Source organism: Actinokineospora diospyrosa (assembly GCF_024171925.1).
Lineage (GTDB): Bacteria > Actinomycetota > Actinomycetes > Mycobacteriales > Pseudonocardiaceae > Actinokineospora > Actinokineospora diospyrosa.
In genome coordinates this window covers 49,324-69,089 of sequence record NZ_JAMTCO010000001.1, presented here as the reverse complement: position 1 = coordinate 69,089, position 19,766 = coordinate 49,324, and the positions used below count along the sequence as shown (strand labels likewise).

At 70.6% G+C, this 19,766-nt stretch carries 18 protein-coding genes; 6 read left to right on the top strand and 12 right to left on the bottom strand.

The window, feature by feature from the left end; translation table 11 throughout:
• Positions 1–14: 14 nt before the first annotated feature.
• Positions 15–491 (bottom strand): transcriptional regulator NrdR, encoded by a 477-nt coding sequence (gene nrdR / locus LV75_RS00295; protein WP_253884513.1) that lies wholly within the window; start codon positions 489–491, stop codon positions 15–17.
• Positions 492–945: 454 nt separating this feature from the next.
• Positions 946–1,446 carry a LysM peptidoglycan-binding domain-containing protein gene (locus tag LV75_RS00290; RefSeq protein WP_253884512.1) on the bottom strand — a complete coding sequence of 167 codons (501 nt, stop codon included), beginning with the start codon at positions 1,444–1,446 and terminating at the stop codon, positions 946–948.
• A 329-nt stretch (positions 1,447–1,775) separates the two neighbouring features.
• Between LV75_RS00290 and lexA the strand changes: the two genes are divergently transcribed.
• Positions 1,776–2,462: a transcriptional repressor LexA gene (gene lexA / locus LV75_RS00285; protein WP_253884985.1), complete on the top strand. Its 687-nt coding sequence runs from the start codon at positions 1,776–1,778 to the stop codon at positions 2,460–2,462.
• A 3-nt stretch (positions 2,463–2,465) separates the two neighbouring features.
• On the opposite strand, the gene LV75_RS00280 is transcribed toward lexA, so the two are convergent.
• The 3 genes from LV75_RS00280 to LV75_RS00270 form a co-directional block, all read right to left on the bottom strand.
• Positions 2,466–3,512: an SdiA-regulated/phytase-like domain-containing protein gene (locus LV75_RS00280; protein WP_253884511.1), complete on the bottom strand. Its 1,047-nt coding sequence runs from the start codon at positions 3,510–3,512 to the stop codon at positions 2,466–2,468.
• A gap of 114 nt (positions 3,513–3,626) precedes the next feature.
• Positions 3,627–5,072, bottom strand: coding sequence for a GTPase HflX (gene hflX, locus LV75_RS00275; RefSeq protein ID WP_253884510.1), 1,446 nt, complete (start codon positions 5,070–5,072; stop codon positions 3,627–3,629).
• 97 nt (positions 5,073–5,169) lie between these two features.
• Entirely contained in the window at positions 5,170–5,640 is a 471-nt protein-coding gene (locus tag LV75_RS00270) for an ArsR/SmtB family transcription factor (RefSeq protein ID WP_301318472.1), read from the bottom strand.
• A 115-nt stretch (positions 5,641–5,755) separates the two neighbouring features.
• On the opposite strand from LV75_RS00270, the gene LV75_RS00265 reads away from it, so the two are divergent.
• Positions 5,756–7,003, top strand: coding sequence for an MFS transporter (locus LV75_RS00265; RefSeq protein WP_253884508.1), 1,248 nt, complete (start codon positions 5,756–5,758; stop codon positions 7,001–7,003).
• Here the strand turns inward: LV75_RS00265 and dapF are convergent.
• The 3 genes from dapF to LV75_RS00250 all read right to left on the bottom strand — a co-directional run bounded on the left by dapF (position 6,994) and on the right by LV75_RS00250 (position 9,993).
• Positions 6,994–7,827: a diaminopimelate epimerase gene (gene dapF / locus LV75_RS00260; protein ID WP_253884507.1), complete on the bottom strand. Its 834-nt coding sequence runs from the start codon at positions 7,825–7,827 to the stop codon at positions 6,994–6,996. The genes LV75_RS00265 and dapF overlap by 10 nt on opposite strands.
• A gap of 514 nt (positions 7,828–8,341) precedes the next feature.
• Positions 8,342–9,274 (bottom strand): tRNA (adenosine(37)-N6)-dimethylallyltransferase MiaA, encoded by a 933-nt coding sequence (gene miaA / locus LV75_RS00255; RefSeq protein WP_253884506.1) that lies wholly within the window; start codon positions 9,272–9,274, stop codon positions 8,342–8,344.
• Entirely contained in the window at positions 9,271–9,993 is a 723-nt protein-coding gene (locus LV75_RS00250; protein WP_253884505.1) for a class III extradiol ring-cleavage dioxygenase family protein, read from the bottom strand. The genes miaA and LV75_RS00250 overlap by 4 nt, the downstream gene beginning before the upstream one ends.
• A gap of 239 nt (positions 9,994–10,232) precedes the next feature.
• Between LV75_RS00250 and LV75_RS00245 the strand changes: the two genes are divergently transcribed.
• Positions 10,233–11,837 (top strand): DUF349 domain-containing protein, encoded by a 1,605-nt coding sequence (locus tag LV75_RS00245; RefSeq protein ID WP_253884504.1) that lies wholly within the window; start codon positions 10,233–10,235, stop codon positions 11,835–11,837.
• Positions 11,838–12,826: 989 nt separating this feature from the next.
• Here the strand turns inward: LV75_RS00245 and LV75_RS00240 are convergent.
• Together LV75_RS00240 and miaB are read right to left on the bottom strand one after the other, a co-directional pair.
• Complete coding sequence (locus LV75_RS00240; RefSeq protein WP_253884503.1) at positions 12,827–13,315, bottom strand: Rv2732c family membrane protein; 489 nt, start codon at positions 13,313–13,315, stop codon at positions 12,827–12,829.
• Positions 13,312–14,769, bottom strand: a complete 1,458-nt coding sequence (gene miaB / locus LV75_RS00235; protein WP_253884502.1) for a tRNA (N6-isopentenyl adenosine(37)-C2)-methylthiotransferase MiaB — start codon at positions 14,767–14,769, stop codon at positions 13,312–13,314. The genes LV75_RS00240 and miaB overlap by 4 nt, the downstream gene beginning before the upstream one ends.
• Before the next feature lie 95 nt (positions 14,770–14,864).
• Here miaB and LV75_RS00230 point away from each other — a divergent pair, with 95 nt between their 5' ends.
• A complete protein-coding gene (locus LV75_RS00230) occupies positions 14,865–15,803 on the top strand; it encodes a TAXI family TRAP transporter solute-binding subunit (protein WP_253884501.1) in 939 nt (312 codons plus the stop codon).
• Here LV75_RS00230 and LV75_RS00225 read toward each other — a convergent pair.
• Complete coding sequence (locus tag LV75_RS00225; protein ID WP_253884500.1) at positions 15,800–17,200, bottom strand: sensor histidine kinase; 1,401 nt, start codon at positions 17,198–17,200, stop codon at positions 15,800–15,802. The genes LV75_RS00230 and LV75_RS00225 overlap by 4 nt on opposite strands.
• A 21-nt stretch (positions 17,201–17,221) precedes the next feature.
• A complete protein-coding gene (locus LV75_RS00220; RefSeq protein ID WP_253884499.1) occupies positions 17,222–17,899 on the bottom strand; it encodes a response regulator transcription factor in 678 nt (225 codons plus the stop codon).
• A 185-nt stretch (positions 17,900–18,084) separates the two neighbouring features.
• On the opposite strand from LV75_RS00220, the gene LV75_RS00215 reads away from it, so the two are divergent.
• Complete coding sequence (locus LV75_RS00215; RefSeq protein WP_253884984.1) at positions 18,085–18,813, top strand: amino acid ABC transporter ATP-binding protein; 729 nt, start codon at positions 18,085–18,087, stop codon at positions 18,811–18,813.
• A gap of 64 nt (positions 18,814–18,877) precedes the next feature.
• Positions 18,878–19,762 (top strand): glutamate ABC transporter substrate-binding protein, encoded by an 885-nt coding sequence (locus LV75_RS00210; RefSeq protein WP_253884498.1) that lies wholly within the window; start codon positions 18,878–18,880, stop codon positions 19,760–19,762.
• Positions 19,763–19,766 lie beyond the last annotated feature (4 nt).

The following is a 19,766-nucleotide window of genomic DNA, read 5'->3' as shown; positions in this document are numbered from 1 at the left end:
TGCTCTTCTGACGCCTACTGCTCATCCTCTGTCGCCGCCTCCTTGGCGATGGCCGCCCGGAGATCGGCTATCTCCTTCTCGAAGTCCTCGACCGAGGAGAACGACCGGTAGACGCTGGCGAACCGCAGGTAGGCGACCCCGTCGAGCTCGCGGAGCGGGCCGAGGATGGCCAGGCCCACCTCGTGGCTGGGCACCTCGGCGCTGCCGGTGGCCCGGATCGCCTCCTCCACCTTCTGCGCCAACTGCTGCAGCTGGTCCTCGGCGACCGGCCTGCCCTGGCACGCGCGCCGCACGCCGCGCACGACCTTGTCGCGGCTGAACGGCTCGGTGACCCCGGAGCGCTTCACCACCGCGAGGACGGCCTCCTCGACCGTGGTGAACCGGCGGCTGCACTGCGCGCACGAGCGCCTGCGGCGGATCACCTGTCCGTCGTCGACCTCCCGCGAGTCCACGACCCGCGAGTCGGAGTTCCGACAAAACGGACAGCGCATGACCTCTCCCCCGCAACGCCGCGCGTGTCCACCCTCCGGCGGAACGCGGCCGGACACGCTTGGTGATCAAACTGTGGATAACGCGTGGATGGACGGTGGACAACCCACCCCGACCTGTGGATTAACTACACCGATGTAACCACTAGATGTTGGGGTCGACCGTATGCCGAGACCCTACATGGGTGCAACTCAGACACGCCGAGGCGGTTCGACAACCACTTGACGACCACGCTGCGCGGTCACCGCCGCACCCAGCGATTGCGTCGACCAGGTGAACGACGGAGGTCACCCGTCCGGAGGAACCAGTCGGCGTGGTCAGCACATCCCCGTCGTCCCCGCGGGCGCGGTCCGGCAAACCCACCCGCGCGCTCCCCGGTCGGATCTCACCCGCCCGAGTGATCATGAACACGGCCGGCCCGCTGTCCACGGGGGACGCGGGCCGCGGCGGAGGGGGTCAGCGCGAGACGGGGACGGTGAGCGGCTGTCCCGGTCGGACGGTCACGTCGGTCAGGCCGTTCAGCTCGAGGATCCGCTCGACGACGGCGGAGGTGTCGCTGTCGGGCGCCGTCCGAGCGGCCACGTCGGAGAGCGACTCACCGGCGGCGACGCGCACGACAGTGGTCGTCGAAGGCACCTCGGGCTCGCCCGCGACCGAGTTCGCGAGCGCGCCGACCCCGTACACCACGGCGGCGACCACCGCGGCGAGGCCGAGCACGACGAGCAGGGACATCGGCGCGCGGCGGGGACCGCAACCCGGTTCAGCGACCACGCGCGGCGCGCCGACCGCCCGCCGCCGGGTCGGTGGTCGAAGCCTGCCCTGACCCGCCGACCGACCGGTCCTGCCCGGCGCGGGCACCCGAACCGGCGTGCCGTGCACCACGGCGAGTCCGGGCCTGCCACCAGGCCGAACGCCGGTTTCCGAAGCCTCCGCCGCCGATGTCGCCAGTGCCGCCATCGCTACCTCCCGCGAACCGCGTTCGAACTGCCGTTCGATCGAACGCCCGTGCGAGTGTCTACCACCTGGCACCGACAAAATCGAGACCCGACCGGCGTGTCGCTCGAACAGGTGTTTGATCTGCGCAGGTCGGCGGGCTAACGTCGATCCCGGAGAAGATCGAAGTGAAATCCGTCGTCTCGACGCGAGTCGGACGTGGTCAGGACGAGGACGAGTAGGGGTAGCGCCGGTGCCACCGGCGGTAGCCGCAGGGAGGCAGCGCAGTGTCTGGCACGAGTGGTCGCAAGCCCGCGGGGGCACCGAAGAAGAAGCCCGGGCAGGGGGACAACGTGCGCAGCTTCCCGGAGCAGGTCGACGCGGCGGAGCTGCCGCAGCGGCAGCGCCAAGTGCTCGAGGTGATCCGGTCCTGGGTCCAGCGCAACGGGTACCCACCCAGCGTGCGCGAGATCGGCGAGGCCGTTGGCCTCACCTCGACCTCGTCGGTGGCCTACCAGCTGCGCGCGCTGGAGGAGAAGGGCTACTTGCGACGGGACCCGAACCGTCCACGCGCGATCGGCGTGTTGCCCGCGGACGCCTCGTCGGCGCAACTGCGTGGCGAGCAGATCAGCCCGGTCCTCATCGAGCAGTCCGAAGCGGGCCCGACGCCGACCTACGTACCGGTGGTGGGTCGTATCGCCGCCGGTGGACCGATCCTGGCCGAGCAGGCCGTGGAGGACGTGTTCCCGCTGCCGAAGGAACTGGTCGGCGAGGGTGCGCTGTTCATGCTGAAGGTCGCGGGCGACTCGATGATCAACGCCGCGATCGCCGACGACGACTGGGTCGTGGTTCGCCAGCAGCCGACCGCGGACAACGGCGACATCGTGGCGGCCATGATCGATGGCGAGGCCACGGTGAAGACGTTCAAGCGCCGAGATGACCACGTGTGGCTGATGCCGCACAACGACGCCTACGAGCCCATCCCGGGTGACGACGCGACCATCCTGGGCAAGGTGGTGGCGGTACTGCGCAGGCTCTAGGCGCTAGCCCCGCTTAGCGGCTCGGCGGTGCATGAAGAACAGCGCACCGCCGATGGCGACGGCGGCGATACCGAGCGCGGGTACGGTCGACATCCCATCGGACGCCTCGGTAGACCCGCCGGTCCCGGTGGTAGGCGCACCGGTTGAGGTACCCGGAGCCGGAGTCGTGGTGGCGAGCAGCCCGGAGGCGCCCTTCACCACGCGGATGGGTGTTCCCACGCCTTCGGAACCGGACACCAGCGTGCCGTCCGGTTCGATGGCGATGGCCTCGCCCTGCTTTTCATCAGGTAGCGGTACCCGGGCAGGGGTGCGCTTAAGCGCGGCGACGACATCGCCATCCGGGGCCGGGTAGAGGTATGCGTCGGTATAAGTGCGAAGTACGACGATGGTGCCATCGAGGCTGACAGACCCACCGGTCACGACCATAGAGCCGATCGCAGGGTTGACCGGTCCGCCCTTGGTGTCCGTGCTGCTGATCTGCACATCGCCGACCTTCTCAAGCGCTGTCGGTCCGGGCGCGGCCAACGGCCCCTTCGGCCGGTACACCTCCGACACCCCGAACGGGCTCTTAGTCACTAGATGGGGCGTTCCGTTCTTGTCGAGCAGAAGCGCCTCTGTGTCATGTGGACCGTCTGGATAGGTCAGACGGTGCAAGGTGGTCTTACCGGCAGGCGTTAGCTCAATCAGCGCGACGGTTTCACGCTTCTTGTCGTTGTCACCTGTGTCCGCCAACCAGAAGTTGCCTTTGGCGTCGCGCGCTAGGTCTTCAACGTCGAACGGGTCGGTCGGACCGTTGATCACTTTCTGGATCTTGCAATCGTGGCCGAGCACGTAGACGGTCGACTTAGTGCCACCGTCGTTGATCGCGTACCAACGTTCACCGTCGGTGGCCAACCCCGACAGCTCGCCGAGTCTCTTGTCCGACTGCACGCAGGCATCCGTGGGAGCGGGCGGTTGCGCTAGCGCAGCCGATGCCCCTGTCACGCACAACCACACGACCAGTGCAACGGTCGCCAATGCCCGCACCCAGCCACCTCCCCTGTTCCCCATCCACCGTAGCGGCGTCGTGGTTATAGAGGCGCAGACGCACGTGGGAGGGACAACGTTCACACGAAGGGCCCCCGGTGAGACGACCATCTCCCCGGGGGCCCTGAACCGCGTGTATCAGACCGTGGTGCGCGCGTACGCCTCCAGCACGCCCGCCAGGTCCGGCTTGACCTTGGCGTGCAGCTGCGTCCCCGCAGCGGTGTGCTCCTCGGACAGGATCTCGCCCTCGCGGTGCACCCGCGCCACGAGTTCCCCGCGCGAGTACGGCACGAGCACGTCGATCTCCTGCTCCGGCCTGGGCAGCAGCTCGGCGATCCGCTCGCGCAGCGCGTCGATGCCGGTACCCGCGTGCGCGGAGACGAACACCGCGCCCGGGAGCAGGTGGCGCAACCTCGCCAGGCCGAACTCGGTCGCCGCGTCGACCTTGTTCACCACGACCAGCTCCGGCGGCATCGGCCTACCGCGCCGGTCGCCGATCTCGTGCAGCACCTCGCGCACCGCGTTGACCTGCCACTCCGGCATCGGGTCGGCACCGTCGACGACGTGCAGCACGAGGTCGGCGTCGGCCACCTCGTCCAGCGTCGACCGGAACGCCTCCACCAGCTGGTGCGGCAGGTGCCGGACGAAACCGACCGTGTCGGTCAGCGTGTACGTGTGCCCTTCCGGTGTCTGCGTGCGGCGGGTGGTCGCGTCGAGGGTCGCGAACAACGCGTCCTCCACCAACACCCCCGCACCGGTAAGAGCGTTGAGCAAGCTGGACTTGCCCGCGTTCGTGTACCCGGCGATGGCGACGCTGGGGATGGCGTTGGCGGTGCGCTGGCCGCGCTTGGTGTCGCGGACCGTGGCCATCCCCACGATCTCCTTGCGGAGCTTGGAGATCTTGGCCCGGATGCGCCTACGGTCCGTTTCGAGCTTCGTCTCACCGGGACCACGCAGACCCACACCACCGTTGGCGCCACCGGCTCGACCACCGGCCTGCCTGGACAGCGTCTGACCCCAGCCTCGCAGTCGCGGCAGCAGGTATTGCAGCTGCGCTAGCTCTACCTGGGACTTGCCCTCCCGCGAACGGGCGTGCTGGGCGAAGATGTCCAGGATGAGCGCGGTGCGGTCGATGACCTTGACCTTGAGCCGGGCCTCAAGCTGCTGCAACTGCGACGGCGAGAGCTCACCGTCGCAGATGACGGTGTCCGCGCCGGTGGCGCGAACGACCTCGGCGAGCTCTTGGACCTTGCCCGAGCCGACGTAGGTGGCCGGATCCGGGCGGTCGCGGCGCTGCACGAGGCCCTCCAGGACCTCCGAGCCCGCCGTCTCGGCCAACCGGGCCAGCTCGGCCAGTGAGGCCTCCGACTCCAGCGCCGTGCCCTCGGTCCAGACCCCCACCAGCACCACGCGCTCGAGGCGCAGCCGCCGGTATTCGACCTCGGTGATGTCCTGCAGCTCGGTCGACAGGCCCGCGACCCGTCGCAGCGAAGACCGCTCCTCGAGTTCGAGTTCGCCCAGGGAGAGGTCAGCCGGGTCGGACAACGCGCCGTCAAATCCGTGCTGAGTGCTTTCCTCTGTCACCTGGTGAACCCATCCTTCGTTTAGTGGCGAAATACGGCACCCCTTCGGCGTCGTGATGTCCCCATCGTCTCACGGTGCGGCGACGGATTCGACCCACTTATTCCCCCGGATACCACGCGACGTAGATGGCGGTGCGCTCGGCCCCCGGTTCCAGCGGCCGGTCGCCGAACTCGTCGAGCAGCGCACCCAGGCGTTCCACGAACTCGGTCCGCCCGGCCGCGTCCACCTGCACGACCAGCCTGGCCTGGTTGAGTTCACCCAGGTTGGTGCCCGCCACCTCGGCCAGGTAGGCCTGCAGCATGGCCTCGACGAGGTCGACGCGCTCCTCGTTCTGGTAGCGCAGGCGCCAGGACAGCCCGGTGGACAGGTAGGGGATCTCCTTGGCGCCCCGGTTGCCGCGGCGGGCCGGTTGCGGCTCCAGGAAACCCGCTGTGACCAGCTTGCGGACGTGGTGCAAGGTGGTCGCCGGGTCCTTGTCCAGCCGCTCGGCAATCTCCTTGTTGGTCAGCGGGCGCTGGTGGGTCAGCCGGATGATCCGCAGCCGGACCGCCGAGCCGAGCGCCTCCAGCTCGACGGGGGTCGCGGTGCGGCGCGGTGGTCGTGGGTCGTCGCTCACCGGCAGAGCGTAACGGCACCGGACCGAGTGATTGACAGTTTCCAATCACTCCCGGCATCCTGGTCGCATGACCTCGACCCTGCGCTCCCACACCGGTTTCCGGCTGCTGTGGGCGGGCGACACGGTGGCCCAGTTCGGCACCGCGGTCGGCCACGTCGTGCTGCCGCTGCTGGCGGTCGGCGTGCTGCAGGCCACGCCGGGTCAGATGGGGGTGCTCACCGCGGCGGAAACCGTCGCCTTCCTGCTGATCGGCCTGCCCGCGGGCGCCTGGGTGGACCGGATGCGGCGCAGGCCGCTGATGATCCGGATGGACCTGGTGCGGGCGGTGCTGCTGCTGACCATCCCGGTGGCGGCCTGGTTCGACGTGCTGACCTTTCCGCACCTCGTCGTGGTGGCACTGCTGGCGGGCGCGTGCACGGTGTTCTTCGACGTCGCCTACCAGTCGTACTTGCCCGCTTTGGTGGGGCGAGATCACCTGATGGAGGGAAACGCGAAGCTCCAGGCGAGCCAATCGGTGGCGATCTTCAGCGGGCCCGCGATCGGCGGCGGGCTCACCAGCCTGATCGGGGCGGCGACCACGCTGGCCACGACCGGACTCGGCTACCTGGCGTCGGCGCTGTGCCTGTCGCGGATAACCACCTCGGAACCACTGCCCGAGCGATTACCGAACCGGAGTCTGCGCGCGGAGATAGCCGAGGGTCTGCGGTTCGTGCTGACCGACCGGCGACTGCGCGCGATCGCGGGCTGCACGGCGTCGTGGAACCTGTTCTTCGGCGTGGAGGGCGCGGTGCGGGTGCTGTTCCTGGCGCGGGTGCTCGGTCTCGGCGAGGCGGTCATCGGCGTCCTGCTGGGACTGGCGGGCGTCGGCGGGATCGTCGCCGCGGTGCTGTCGGCGCGGATCGTCCGACTACTGGGCCAGACCAGGGCGATCTGGCTGGTGCCGCTGATCGGCTCACTGTTCGGACCACTGATCCCGTTGTCGCACGCGGACTGGCGCGTGGGGCTGCTGGTGGTCGGCAACATCGCCGTCACCTTCTCGGCGGTGGTCTACAACGTCGCCCAGGTCAGCTACCGGCAGTCGATCTGCCCGGACCACCTGTTGGGCCGGATGAACGCCAGCATCCGGTTCCTGGTCTGGGGCACCTTGCCATTGGGCGCTCTCGCCGGTGGGGTGCTGGGCGGCGTGATCGGGATCCGCGAGACGTTGTGGGTTGTCGCGGCGGGGTGGATGTTGTCCTGCCTGTGGATGGTGTTCTCACCACTGCGCAAGGAGCGCGACATCGGAAGAGGAGGGGGTGAGATGGTTCAGGCGTAGGAGTTCCACCAGGAGTCGGTGAGGGTCCCTTCGGCCACGAACGAGGCCGGACCGGTGAGGGTACTGGTGTCCTCGTCGATGGTGACGTGGACCGTGCCACCGGGGATGTGCACGGTGACGGCGCCGGTTGTCCGGCCCTGGGCCGCGAGCGCGGCGGCGGCCGCGGCGACGGTCCCGGTGCCGCAGGACCGGGTCTCTCCTACACCGCGTTCGTGGACCCGCATCCGGATCTCGGCGGGGCCGATGGTCTCGATGAACTCGAGGTTCACCCCGTGCGGGAAGAACTCCCGGTCGAACCCGGGCTGCGCGGTCAGGTCCAGCTCGGCCACCGAATCGACCACGCTCACCAGGTGGGGGTTGCCGACGTCGACGCCGAGACCGGTGTGGGTGGTGCCGGTGACCGTGGTGGTCGAGTTCCCGAGCAGCCGGACCCGGCCCATGCCGACGGTGACCGTGCCATCGGGGTGGACCGTGGTCGGTCGGACCCCGGCCCGGGATCCCACGGGGAACTCGGGGCCGTCGACCAGTCCCGCGTCGCTGAGGTAGCGGGCGAACACCCGTACGCCGTTGCCGCACATCTCCGCCACGGACCCGTCGGCGTTGCGGTAGTCCATGAACCAGACGTCCCCGTCGCTGCCCGCCGGGGCGTCGGGCAGCGCCTTGGTCCGGACGACCCGCAGCACACCGTCCGCCCCGAGCCCTCGCTGCCGGTCGCACAACGCCTGGACCCGCGACGCGGTCAGGTCGAGGTCACCATCGGGGTCGGGCAGCAGCACGAAGTCGTTCTCCGTGCCGTGCCCCTTGAGGAACGGGATCGCCACCACACCAGGCTACGACCATCCGGCTCCCTGGGCGTCATGACCCAGGCCAACCACGGAACGCCACGACGAAACGGGGGTATGCCAAGGACGAACCACCACAACCGAATAGCGAGTAAGCCTGCGACCGCAGCGCCGTGGGTCATCTGCTGCCGGGGCGGAATCTGATCAATCACCGTCCACGCGATCACTTCGGTTGACGTTGTCCACAGGGGAATCTCGGGTTCGTGACCGAATCGCCCCACCGCGATCGCCGGTCTAGGGAAACCTGTGACACCGCGACCGAAGCGGTATGCGGCTGTTGATGTGCAGCGCCGTGCGGCCCGGGCGCGCTGGTGCCCGAGCCTGACCGGCACCACGGCCGAGCGGCAGGACTGGTGGCCACGGCTCGGTGCGGTGACGGCGGTGACGGCGGTGCGGTGACAGCGGCGCCATGGCTCGGTGTTGTGGCTCGGTGTCGTGACATCAGCGCCAGGACATCCGGTGCCATGAGGACGGTCTCTAGCGTTAGCAGCCCTGCTCAGGCGGTGTGGGTTGAGCCGTCAGCGGTGCTGGGCCCGACGAGGGTCAGTGCGGCTTCCAGGAGGTCTGGGCGGGCCGCGTCGAGCCAGGTGATGCGGGAGTCGCGGCGGAACCAGGAGCGTTGGCGGCGGATGAACCTGCGGGTCGCTCGGGCGGTCTCGGTGGCGGCTTCGGTGAGGTCGCCGGTGGTGTCGAAGGCGGTGAGGACCTGCTGGTAGCCCAAGGCTCGGGCGGCGGTCCTGCCTTCGCGCAAGCCCTCGGCCTCGAGGGCGCGGACCTCGTCGACCAGGCCGTTGGCGAACATGCGGTCGACCCGGAGGTCGACGCGGGCGTCGAGGGCCGCGGGGTCGCGGTCCAGGCCGATCATGACCGCGCCGTAGCGGGCGGGGCCGGGGCGGGGCATGGTGGCCGAGAAGGGGCGGCCGGTGAGCTCGATGACCTCCAGGGCGCGCACGATGCGGCGGCCGTTGGTGGGCAGGACCGCCTCGGCGGCTGTCGGGTCCAGGGCCGCGAGCCTGGCGTGCAGGTCGGCGGGGCCGACGGCGGTCAGTTCGGCTTCCAGGCGGGCTCGGATGGTCGGGTCGGTGCCGGGGAACTCCAGGTCGTCGAGGACGGCTTGGACGTAGAGGCCGGAGCCGCCGACCAGGATCGGGACCCGGCCGCGGGCGAGGATGTCGTCGATCGCCGCCCTGGCGTGGCGTTGGTAGGCGGCGACGGAGGCGGGCTGGGTCACCTCGAGCACGTCGAGCTGGTGGTGGGCGACGCCGCGGCGCTCGGCGGTGGTGATCTTGGCGGTGCCGATGTCCATGCCCCGGTACAGCTGCAGGGCGTCGGCGTTGACGACCTCGCCGCCGAGGTGTTCGGCGAGGTCGACGCCGAGGTCGGACTTGCCGGTCGCGGTGGGGCCGACGACGGCGACGGCACGCGTCACGCGGGTTCCCAGGTGGCGAAGTGGTAGGCGACGCCGAGGGGGATGCTCAGGTGGGACTCGACGGCGCGCCAGGGGTGGCCGTCGGCGCGCAGGGCGCCTGCGAGGACCTGCCAGGGTGCCCGGCCGACCGCGCCCAGTTCCGCGGCCAGGGTCGGGTCGAGGCGGTCGAGGGCGTCCAGGTCGGCGGTGGCCATGGCGGAGGCGATGGCGGCGTCGAAGTCGGCGCAGCGGTCGTCCGGCCTGCCCACGGAGCGTTCGCCGTGGCGGTGGGCGCCGTCGCCCAGGACGAGCAGGCCGACCGGGTCCGCTCCGGCGAGCTCCTCGGCGATGCGGGTCCCGGCCGCCGCACACTCGGCCGGGGGGAGGTCGGCGGGCACGACGTGGACGGTGATCTCCGGTGTGCCGACCGCGCCGCGCAGCCAGGCCGCGATCAGGGCGGGCAGCGGGAGCAGCGGGTCAGCGAAGGCCAGGTCGGCTTGGGCGCCGAGGCCGACCCGGACGTCCACGCCGAACCCGCGGAACGTGCCTGCCACCTCAGGGCCGTACCGACCTGGGCGTTCACCAGCGCCGACGGCCACCCACCTGGGCACAGCGGCGGCGAACGGCGCGAGGACGGCGAGGCATTCGGCGCGCACGGCGTCGGCGTCCCGGTCGCCACCGCCGGTTAGTTCCGGCACGATCAGGGGCGGGTGGGGTAGCACGGCGACTCGGCGGATCACGGGCCCGAGATTACTGTCCGTCGAACAAAGTTGGCGCCGACGGCCCACGGACCGCACCTTTTGCGGCACCATGATGACCATTGCGGCCCTCCGGAGTACCCAGGCGCCTCTTGACCTGTTTGAATGCGCCCGGGTAGGAGCAAGCCGCACGGCCCGAGGGGCCGTTCGCACAGTGCTGGGCCCCGCGTGAGCGGGGCGTCCGCGCGTGGACGCGGGCACGCAGGCAGGAGGAGTCGGCCATGACGGACAGGGACCACAGCGTCGGGGCAGTGGCGGAGCACGACAGCGGCGGCGAGCCGGACCAGGCCGCGGTGGCCGCGCCGGTCCAGGCCGAGCAGCCCGAGGCACCGTCACCCACCGAGTCCGGCCCCACCGGGGAGCAGGAGCCCGCGCAGTCCGCACCCGGCCAGGAGCAGGCGGCCGACGAGCCGTCGGACGAGTCGTCAACGGCTGGAGACGAGGCGGCGACCGAGCAGGCACCCGCCGAGGAGCCGCCCGCGGCCGAGCAGGCGCCGGTGCTCGTGGACGCCACGCCCGCCGACGTGCCGCCGCCCAGCCAGGTCGTGGCGACCCGCGCCCCCGCGGCGAGCGCCCCGGTGACCGACAGCGGTCCGCAGGTGTCCGTCGCGTCCAACGACCCGGGCAAGTGGGGCCGGGTGGACGCCGAGGGCACCGTGTACGTGCGGACCGCCGACGGTGAGCGGGCGGTCGGGTCCTGGCAGGCGGGTGAGCCCGAGGAGGGTCTCGCGCACTTCGCCCGCCGCTTCGACGACATCCGGACCGAGGTCGAACTGCTGGCCTCGCGGCTGGCATCGGGCTCCGGGGACCCCAAGCAGGCGGCGACCAACGCCAAGCACATCCAGGACGGCCTGGCCGAGGCGCACGTCGTCGGCGACCTCGTCGGGCTGGCCGCCCGGATCGACTACGTGCTGGCCAACGCCTCCGTCGCGGTGGAGGCGGCCAAGCACGCCCGCGAAGAGGCCAGGGCGGGCTCGGTCGCGCGCAAGCAGGAACTGGTGGAGGAGGCGGAGAAGCTCGCCGAGGAGTCCACCCAGTGGAAGGTGGCGGGCGACCGGCTGCGCACCATCCTCGACGAGTGGAAGACGATCAAGGGCGTCGACCGCAAGACCGACGAGCAGCTGTGGCGGCGCTTCTCCAAGGCCCGCGACACGTTCAACCGCAGGCGCGGCTCGCACTTCGCCGACCTGGACCGCCAGCGGGCCACCGCCAAGTCCCGCAAGCAGGAGCTGGTCGAGGAGGCCGAGCGCCTGTCGCAGTCCGACGACTGGGGCACCACGGCCGGTCGCTACAAGGAACTGATGCTGGAGTGGAAGGCGGCCGGACGCGCGCCCAAGGACGCCGACGACACGCTCTGGCAGCGGTTCCGGGCGGCGCAGGACGCGTTCTTCGCCCACCGCTCCGCGGTCTTCGACGAGCGCGACGCCGAGTTCGCCGAGAACGCGCGGCTCAAGGAGGAGCTGCTCGCCGAGGCGGAGAAGATCACCATCACCGACCTCGACGCCGCCCGCGCCGCGCTGCACAAGGTGCAGGAGCGCTGGGAGGCGATCGGCAAGGTGCCGCGCGAGCGCATCCGCGAGCTCGAGGGCAGGCTCCGCACGGTCGAGGAGAAGGTCCGCACCGCGGCCGACGCCCAGTGGCGCCGGACCGACCCCGAAGCCGAGGCACGGGCTGCGCAGTTCCGCGAGCGGGTCCAGCAGTTCGAGACCCAGGCCGCCAAGGCCCGCGCCGCGGGCGACAAGCGCCGCGCCGAGCAGGCCGAGGCCCAGGCCGCCCAGTGGCGCGAGTGGCTCGCCGCCGCCGAGCAGGCGGTCGCGACCCGCTAGAACATCCCCCCCAAACGGCCCCGGCGCACCCGCCCCGGGGCCGTTTGGCATTCCCGCTCCCCCACCCCCTACGCCCGAGACGGCACCCCCGCAGTCGAACTGGTCGCCCTAGTCCCCCAACCGGCTGAACTTCCCCCACCCCACGCCGCCGACCTGCGGACCGAGTTATCCACAACCCCCGCACTTGTCCACCGCGCACCAGCCCCCCTTCCTCCGCAGGTCAGAAGCGATAGACTGGCACCGGGGCCGCCCCCCGGAGAGGGTGGGGGCCGGGCTGGACTCGGGAGTGCGCGCGAAGAGGGGTGCGGGGGTGGAGGTAGGGCTACCGGGGCAGGCGGGGATGGGTAGGGCTACCGAGGCTAACAAGGGCGGTAGGGCTACCAGAGCGAAGGCGGCAGGACCGCCCAAAGGCAAGCGAGAGCGGTAGGACTGTCGGGGTTGGCCAGGGGCTGGCAGGGCCGCCGGAGCAAGCGAAGGCCACCCAACGCACACGAGAACGGCAAGACGGCCGAGGTAGACCAGGCCGGTATGCCGCCCAGCAGTCGACGAGAGTGGCAGAGCTACCGAGGCCAGCGAAGGCCGGTAGAGCTACCCGAAGGCACACGAGAACGGCAGGACTCCCGGGATAGGCCGAGGTTGTAGAACCGCCCAGGGCTGACAAGAGCGACAGGACCACCGGACCAAACAAACACCCAGCAGCGCCACCCGAAAGCCAACGAGAACGGCAAGACCACCAAGGTAAGCCAGGGCCGCCCGAGGTCCGACAAGAGCGGCAGGGCCACCGGAGCAAACGAACGCCCGGTAGGGCTACCCGAAAGGCAGACGAGAGCGGTGGGCTGCCGGGGGCAAGAGCTCGCCCACGGGCTGACGGGAGCCGGTGGGGCTACCGACGGTGGACAAAGGGGGTAGGGCTGGGGGACGCGATAGGTGCGGGGCGTCAGCAGCCGGGGAGGCGGGGCGGGGGTGGCGGTGGGCCCAGAAGGGGGGTGCTAGCGGGGTTGGGCGGGGCGGGACCAGGCGGTTTTTAGCCAGAGGGCGGCTAGGACGACCATGGCGGCCTCGCTGATGATGAGGCCGATGCCGGGGCCCGGGGAGTTCAAGCCTGCCGTCGACTGGCGGGTCCAGATGGCCAGGAGGCCGTCCACCGCGGCGAACCAGCCGCCGAGGGCGGCTATCCAGGTGAGGGTCCAGCGGCGCAGGGAGAGGGCTAGGGCAGAGGCCAGGATGCCGAAGGCGAGGGCGGTGCCCGCGAAGAGGCGGGGGACGGCGCCTGCCTTGCCGGTGGCGTCGCCGGTGGCTAGGAGGACTTGCCAGCCTGCTGCGGAGCCCATCCAGGGGAGGACGTAGCCCACGATCAGGGTGAAGACGGCTATGGCGAGGATGACGGCCCGGAAGCCGAGGTCTACCGGGGCGGAGCGTTCGACGGCGTCGATCTCGGCGCGGAGGGAGGCCAGCTCCTCCTCGTTCGCGGCGGTCATCCACAGCCTCCGGTGGCCGGGGCGGGTACGCCGAAGCCGGGGAGGCCGAGGGTGACGCCGGGGGTCTTGGGGCGCAGGCCCGCTTCGTGGTTGTCGCCCGCGCGGGTGCGGCGGTGCGACCGGAGGGCGCCGTCGGCGACCAGGTGGTGGGGGGCGGCGTAGGTGATGACCGTCTCGACCACGTCGCCCGGGCGGATCGGGTGGTCGCCGGGGGTGAAGTGGACCAGGCGGTTGTCCCGGGCGCGGCCGCTCATGCGGTGCGTGTCGGCGTCCTTGCGGCCCTCGCCGGTGGCCACCACGACCTCGACGACCCGGCCGACCTGCTCCTTGTTCAGCTGCCAGGCGATGTCGTCCTGCAGCTCGACCAGCCGGTCGTAGCGCTCCCGCACGACCTCCTTGGGCAGCTGGTCGGGCATGGTCGCGGCGGGGGTCCCCGGGCGCTTGGAGTACTGGAAGGTGAACGCGCTGGCGAACCGGGACTGGGCGACCACGTCCAGCGTGGCCTGGAAGTCCGCCTCGGTCTCACCGGGGAAGCCGACGATGATGTCGGTGGTGATCGCCGCGTCCGGCATGGCGGCGCGGACCTTGTCGATGATCGACAGGTAGCGCGCGGACCGGTACGAGCGGCGCATCTCGCGCAGCAGCCGGTCCGAGCCCGACTGCAGCGGCATGTGCAGCTGGTGGCACACGTTCGGCGTCTCGGCCATGGCGGCGATGACGTCGTCGGTGAAGTCCTTCGGGTGCGGGGAGGTGAACCGGACCCGCTCCAGGCCCTCGACGCCGCCGCAGGCGCGCAGCAGCTTGCCGAACGCGTAGCGGTCGCCGAACTCCACGCCGTAGGAGTTGACGTTCTGGCCGAGCAGGGTCACCTCGAGCACGCCCTCGGCGACCAGCGCGGACACCTCCGCCAGCACGTCGCCGGGGCGCCGGTCGCGCTCGCGGCCGCGCAGCGACGGGACGATGCAGAACGTGCAGGTGTTGTTGCAGCCGACCGAGATCGACACCCAGCCCGAGTGCGCGGAGTCGCGGCGGGCGGGCAGCGTGGAGGGGAAGACCTCCAGCGACTCCAGGATCTCGATCTCGGCGTGCCGGTTGTGCCGCGCGCGGTCGAGCAGGGTCGGCAGCGAGCCGATGTTGTGCGTCCCGAACACCACGTCGACCCAGGGGGCCCGGCGGACGATCTCGCCGCGGTCCTTCTGCGCCAGGCAGCCGCCGACCGCGATCTGCATGTCGGGGTTGGCCGTCTTGGCTGGCGCCAGGTGCCCGAGGTTGCCGTAGAGCTTGTTGTCGGCGTTCTCCCGCACCGCGCAGGTGTTGAACACGACGACATCGGCCTGCGCGCCCTCGGGCGCGGCGACGTAGCCCGCGTCCTCCAGCAGGCCGGACAGCCGCTCGGAGTCGTGGACGTTCATCTGGCACCCGTAGGTGCGGACTTGGTAGGTGCGCGCGCTCATCTCGGTGTCCGAGGGTACGCGGCGGCGAACGGACGTCGAGCACCCGCCAACCGATTCCCGGTGAACGGACCCGGCGCCTCTGGCACGATCGTGCCATGGCGCGCGGCGGTGGGAGACGCAGGACGATCGCGGTCCTCGTCGTGGCGCTCACGCTGCTCGCCGCGTGCGAGGCGCAGTTCCCCTCGGTGCGGCTGCGGGTGGCCGCGGGCAACAAGTCCGGGGTCTACAACACGATCTCGCAGTTCATGGCCGGGGTGTGGCAGGCGAGGCTGGGCATGGACCGGCCGGAGGTGCTGGAGACCGGCGGGTCGCCCGACAACGTCAAGAAGCTGCTCGCGGGTGAGGTCGACATCGCCTTCAGCGCCGCGGACGTGGCCTCCAAGCCGACCACCGGGCCGCGGGTGCCGCGGGCGCTGGCGCGCATCTACGACGACTACCTGCACGTGGTGGTCCGCGACGACGGCCGCATCCAGGAGCTGTCCGACCTGCGCGGGATGCGGGTGGGCATCGGCGCGAAGGACTCCGGGGTGGAGTTCATCGCCAAGCGGATCCTGGCGCTGACCGGCCTGGACACCCCCGGCATGCTCACCCAGCAGTCGATGGACCTGGCGTCCTCGGTGAAGGCGCTCAAGGCGGGGACGGTCGACGCGTTCTTCTGGTCCGGCGGGCTGCCCACCCCGTCCATCTCCAGCCTCGGCGACGTGCTGCCGATCCGGTTGCTCGACCTGGCGGAGGACATCCCGGCGCTGCGCAAGCAGTACCCGGTTTACAACTCGGCGTCGATCCCGGCGTCGATCTACCACCTGGCGGGCAGGCCGGTGAACACCCTGGCCGTGCCAAACTTCCTGCTGGTCACCGACCAGATGTCCGACGACCTGGCGGAGGGGTTGATCCGGGAGTTCTTCGACGCGCTGCCCGAGTTGGCCAAGCAGACCCCGGCGGCGCTGTCTATAGACCTCCAGTCGGCGATCGAGACAGACCCCTTGCAGCTGCATCCCGGTGCCGAGCGGTTCTACCGGGGCGAGAAGGTCTAGATCTGCGTAGGTAGCTCTACCGTGACGCGCAAGCCGCCACCGTCGGGTAGGTCCAATCGCAGGTCCCCACCCGTTCTAGCCACGATTCGGCTGACTATCGCCAACCCCAGTCCCGAGCCGGGCACGTTCTGGTGCGTGGAGCTGCGCCAGAACCGGTCGGTCGCCCGCTCCAGCTCGCCCGCGCGCAACCCGGGTCCGTGGTCGCGGACGCCGACCAGCACCCGCGTCGAGACCTGCTCGACCGACACGACCACCGCGCTGCCCGACCCGGTGAACTTGAGCGCGTTGTCCAGCAGCGCGTCCAGGATCCCGTCCAGGCCGCGGGCGGGCGCCATGACCCGGGTCCGCCCGACCGACCCGGCCGTGCTCAGGGTGATCTCGCGCGAGTCGGCGACCACGCCCCACTCGGCGACCCGCTCGGCCACCACGGCGTCCACGTCGACCGGCACCAGGTCACCGCCGGTGTTCTCGGCGCGGGCCATCGCCAGCAGCTCGTCGAGGATCCGGTTGAGCCGGTCGGCCTCCGCGGCCGCGGCCACCCGGTGGTCGTCGGCGTCGACGTCGACGTGCCCCTCCAGGTTGACCAACCGCAGCTTGAGCGCGGTCAGCGGGTTGCGCAGCTGGTGGGACGCGTCGGCGACGAAGGCGCGCTGCGCGGCGAGCGCGTCGCCGACGCTGGCCGCCATCTGGTCGAACGAGCGGACCAGCTTGCGCAGCTCCGGCGGTCCCTGCTCGTCGCCGACCCCCTCGGTGTCGCGACCGCTGACCACCGCGGCCACCAGCGAGCCGGTCGCCTCGTCGAGCCTGCGCACCGGCCGCAGGATCCACTGGATGACCGGGACGGCCAGCATCAGCGCCAGCGCGAACGACAGGATCCCGCCCGCGGCGATCAGCAGCCACCACCAGACGACCCGGGTGCGGCTGCTGGCGGTCGGCGAGACCGTGATGACCGCGCCGCGCACCTCGCCGTCGACCAGCACCGGTCCGGCGAGCACCAGCGGTGTGTCGTCCCACGGCAGCAGCAGCGCGCCGGACACGGGCCTGCGGCCCGCCAGCGCCCGCTGCACCTGCTGGCGCACGTCCTCGGAGGTGAGGTCGACCTGGACCGACCCGCCCGCGCGACCGGAGCCGACCTTCGAGTTGCCGTCCTGGTCGACGACGAGCACCGCGACCCCGTACAGCTCGGCGTAGCGCTGCAACTCCTCCACCATGGAGTCCGCGCTGTCGTCGGTGAGCGGGCGCTGGGCCATCGAGGCGAACCGGTTGGTGTCGGTGAGCCGGTCGAGGAACAGCTTCTGCTGCTCGGACCCGGCGACCGAGAGCGCGAGCGGCACGCCGAGGCCGAACACCAGCAGGGCGACCAGGAACCACACCATGCCGAGCAGCCGTGTCCGCATCGCGCCTCCCCCGAGTACGTCTTAAGCGAGTCTGCCCGGTTGACCCGACAAGCGGTACCCGACCCCCCGAACGGTCTCGATCAGCGCGGGGCGGCCCAGCTTGGTGCGCAACGTCGCCACGTGCACGTCCAGCGACCGGTTCTCCGCGGCCCCCGCCCGACCCCACACCTCGGCGAGGATCTGCTCGCGGCCGCACACCGCGCCCTGCGCGTCGACGACGAGCGCGAAGACCTGGAACTCCTTGCGCGACAGGGAAACCGGCGCACTGTCCACAGTGACCTCATGACGGTCGAAGTCGACCCGCACCCCGTCGAGCTCGACCACGCCGCTGGGCCCACCGCCGCGGTCGGAGCGGCGGCGGCGCACCGCGTGCACCCGCGCGACCAACTCGTCGACGTCGTAGGGCTTGACCAAGTAGTCGTCGGCCCCGGCGCGCAGGCCGAGGATCCGGTCGTCGACCTCACCGCGCGCCGAGACCACGATGATCGCCACGTCGCTGACCGTGCGGATCTGTCGACACAGGACGATCCCGTCCACGTCCGGCAGCCCGAGGTCCAACAGGACCACGTCCACCTCGGTGACCAGGTCCAGCACCCCGGCCCCCGAGGCGAGCCTGCGCACCGCGAGGCCGCGGCGCACCAGGGCGGGGGTCAGCGCGTCGGCGACCCGGTCGTCGTCCTCCACGAGCAGCACGCGCACGGCGCACCTCCACGGTTCCCGATCGGCTGTGTGACAGAGTTGAGACCCTAAGTGTTGCTCAAGGCCCATGGGAGTGGCGGGCGAGTCGGAGTAGGTTGCCCGAACACCCATCCCCAGACCCCTGACGCCACCCGGTACGCCAGCGCTCGGAGGACGCCATGACCGAACCGAACACCACCGCGCCGATGATCCGTTTGGCCGCGGTGGACAAGTTCTTCGGTCCGTTGCACGTGCTCAAGCAGATCACCCTCGACGTGCCGCGCGGCCAGGTGGTCGTGGTGCTCGGCCCGTCCGGGTCGGGCAAGTCGACGCTGTGCCGGGCGATCAACCGGCTGGAGCCGATCGACGCGGGCCGCATCGAGGTCGACGGCAGCCCGCTGCCCGCGGAGGGCAAGGACCTGGCCCGGTTGCGCGCCGAGGTCGGCATGGTGTTCCAGTCGTTCAACCTGTTCGCGCACAAGACGATCCTGGAGAACGTGACCCTCGCGCCGGTGAAGGTGCGCAAGCTGCCGGTGGCGCAGGCGCGCAAGACCGCGCTGGAGTTGCTGGAGCGGGTGGGGATCGCCAACCAGGCGGACAAGTACCCGGCCCAGTTGTCCGGTGGTCAGCAGCAGCGCGCGGCAATCGCGCGGGCGCTGGCCATGCGGCCCAAGGTGATGCTGTTCGACGAGCCGACCTCCGCGCTGGACCCGGAGATGGTCCAGGAGGTGCTCGACGTGATGACCGCGCTCGCCGCGGACGGGATGACCATGCTGGTGGTCACGCACGAGATGGGGTTCGCGCGCAAGGCGGCCCATCGGGTGATCTTCATGTCCGACGGCGAGGTCGTCGAGGACAGCACGCCCAGCGAGTTCTTCACCGCGCCGAAGTCCGGGCGGGCCAAGGACTTCCTTGGCAAGATCCTGACCCACTGACGCCTTCTCCCGAGAAGGCAGCACACCCGGCTGGACCGCAGCCGACGACAACGAAGGAGCACACATGCGACTCCGGGGCCTCATGGTCGGCACCGTGACCGCCGCACTCGCCCTCTCGATGGCCGCGTGCGGGAAGTCAAGCGACTCCGGATCGGCCAACCCGTCGGTCGACGCGCAGGCGAAGTTCGAGGCCGGAACCACCATGGCCAAGCTCAACGAGTCGGGCAAGATCCGCATCGGCACGAAGTTCGACCAGCCGCTGTTCGGCCTCAAGGGCCTGGACAACAAGCCGACCGGCTTCGACGTCGAGGTCGCCAAGCTGGTCTCGGCCAAGCTGGGCCTGTCCGCCGACAAGATCGAGTGGGTCGAGACCCCGTCGAAGGTGCGCGAGGAGGTCATCGAGCAGGGCAAGGTCGACCTGGTCGTGGCCACCTACACCATCAACGACAAGCGCAAGGAGCGGATCTCCTTCGCCGGGCCGTACTACGAGGCCGGTCAGGACCTGATGGTCAAGAAGGACGACAGCGCCATCACCGGGCCGGAGTCGCTCAAGTCCAGCGGTGCCAAGGTCTGCTCGGTCACCGGCTCCACCCCGGCCGAGACGATCAAGAAGTACGTCGACGAGAGCAACATCGTGCTCTTCGACGTGTACTCCAAGTGCGCCGACGCGCTGAAGAACAACCAGGTGCAGGCGGTCACCACGGACAACGTGATCCTGCTCGGCCTGGTCGACAAGTCCGGCGGCGAGTACAAGCTGGTCGGCAAGCCGTTCACCACCGAGCCCTACGGCATCGGCATCAAGAAGGGCGACACCAAGTTCTGCCAGTTCATCAACGACACCCTCAAGGCGGCCGCGAACGACGGCAGCTACGAGAAGGCGTGGAAGGACACCGCGGGCAAGGTCGCCCCGAACACCCCGAAGCTGCCCGAGACGGCGGCGTGCAGCTGATCGG

Coding starts and splice junctions, on each gene's coding strand:
- nrdR (WP_253884513.1), bottom strand. CDS start 491: ATGCGCTGTCCGTTTTGTCGGAACTCCGACTCGCGGGTCGTGGACTCG.
- LV75_RS00290 (WP_253884512.1), bottom strand. CDS start 1,446: ATGGCGGCACTGGCGACATCGGCGGCGGAGGCTTCGGAAACCGGCGTT.
- LV75_RS00280 (WP_253884511.1), bottom strand. CDS start 3,512: ATGGGGAACAGGGGAGGTGGCTGGGTGCGGGCATTGGCGACCGTTGCA.
- LV75_RS00265 (WP_253884508.1), top strand. CDS start 5,756: ATGACCTCGACCCTGCGCTCCCACACCGGTTTCCGGCTGCTGTGGGCG.
- LV75_RS00245 (WP_253884504.1), top strand. CDS start 10,233: ATGACGGACAGGGACCACAGCGTCGGGGCAGTGGCGGAGCACGACAGC.
- LV75_RS00240 (WP_253884503.1), bottom strand. CDS start 13,315: ATGACCGCCGCGAACGAGGAGGAGCTGGCCTCCCTCCGCGCCGAGATC.
- miaB (WP_253884502.1), bottom strand. CDS start 14,769: ATGAGCGCGCGCACCTACCAAGTCCGCACCTACGGGTGCCAGATGAAC.
- LV75_RS00230 (WP_253884501.1), top strand. CDS start 14,865: ATGGCGCGCGGCGGTGGGAGACGCAGGACGATCGCGGTCCTCGTCGTG.
- LV75_RS00225 (WP_253884500.1), bottom strand. CDS start 17,200: ATGCGGACACGGCTGCTCGGCATGGTGTGGTTCCTGGTCGCCCTGCTG.
- LV75_RS00215 (WP_253884984.1), top strand. CDS start 18,085: ATGATCCGTTTGGCCGCGGTGGACAAGTTCTTCGGTCCGTTGCACGTG.
- LV75_RS00210 (WP_253884498.1), top strand. CDS start 18,878: ATGCGACTCCGGGGCCTCATGGTCGGCACCGTGACCGCCGCACTCGCC.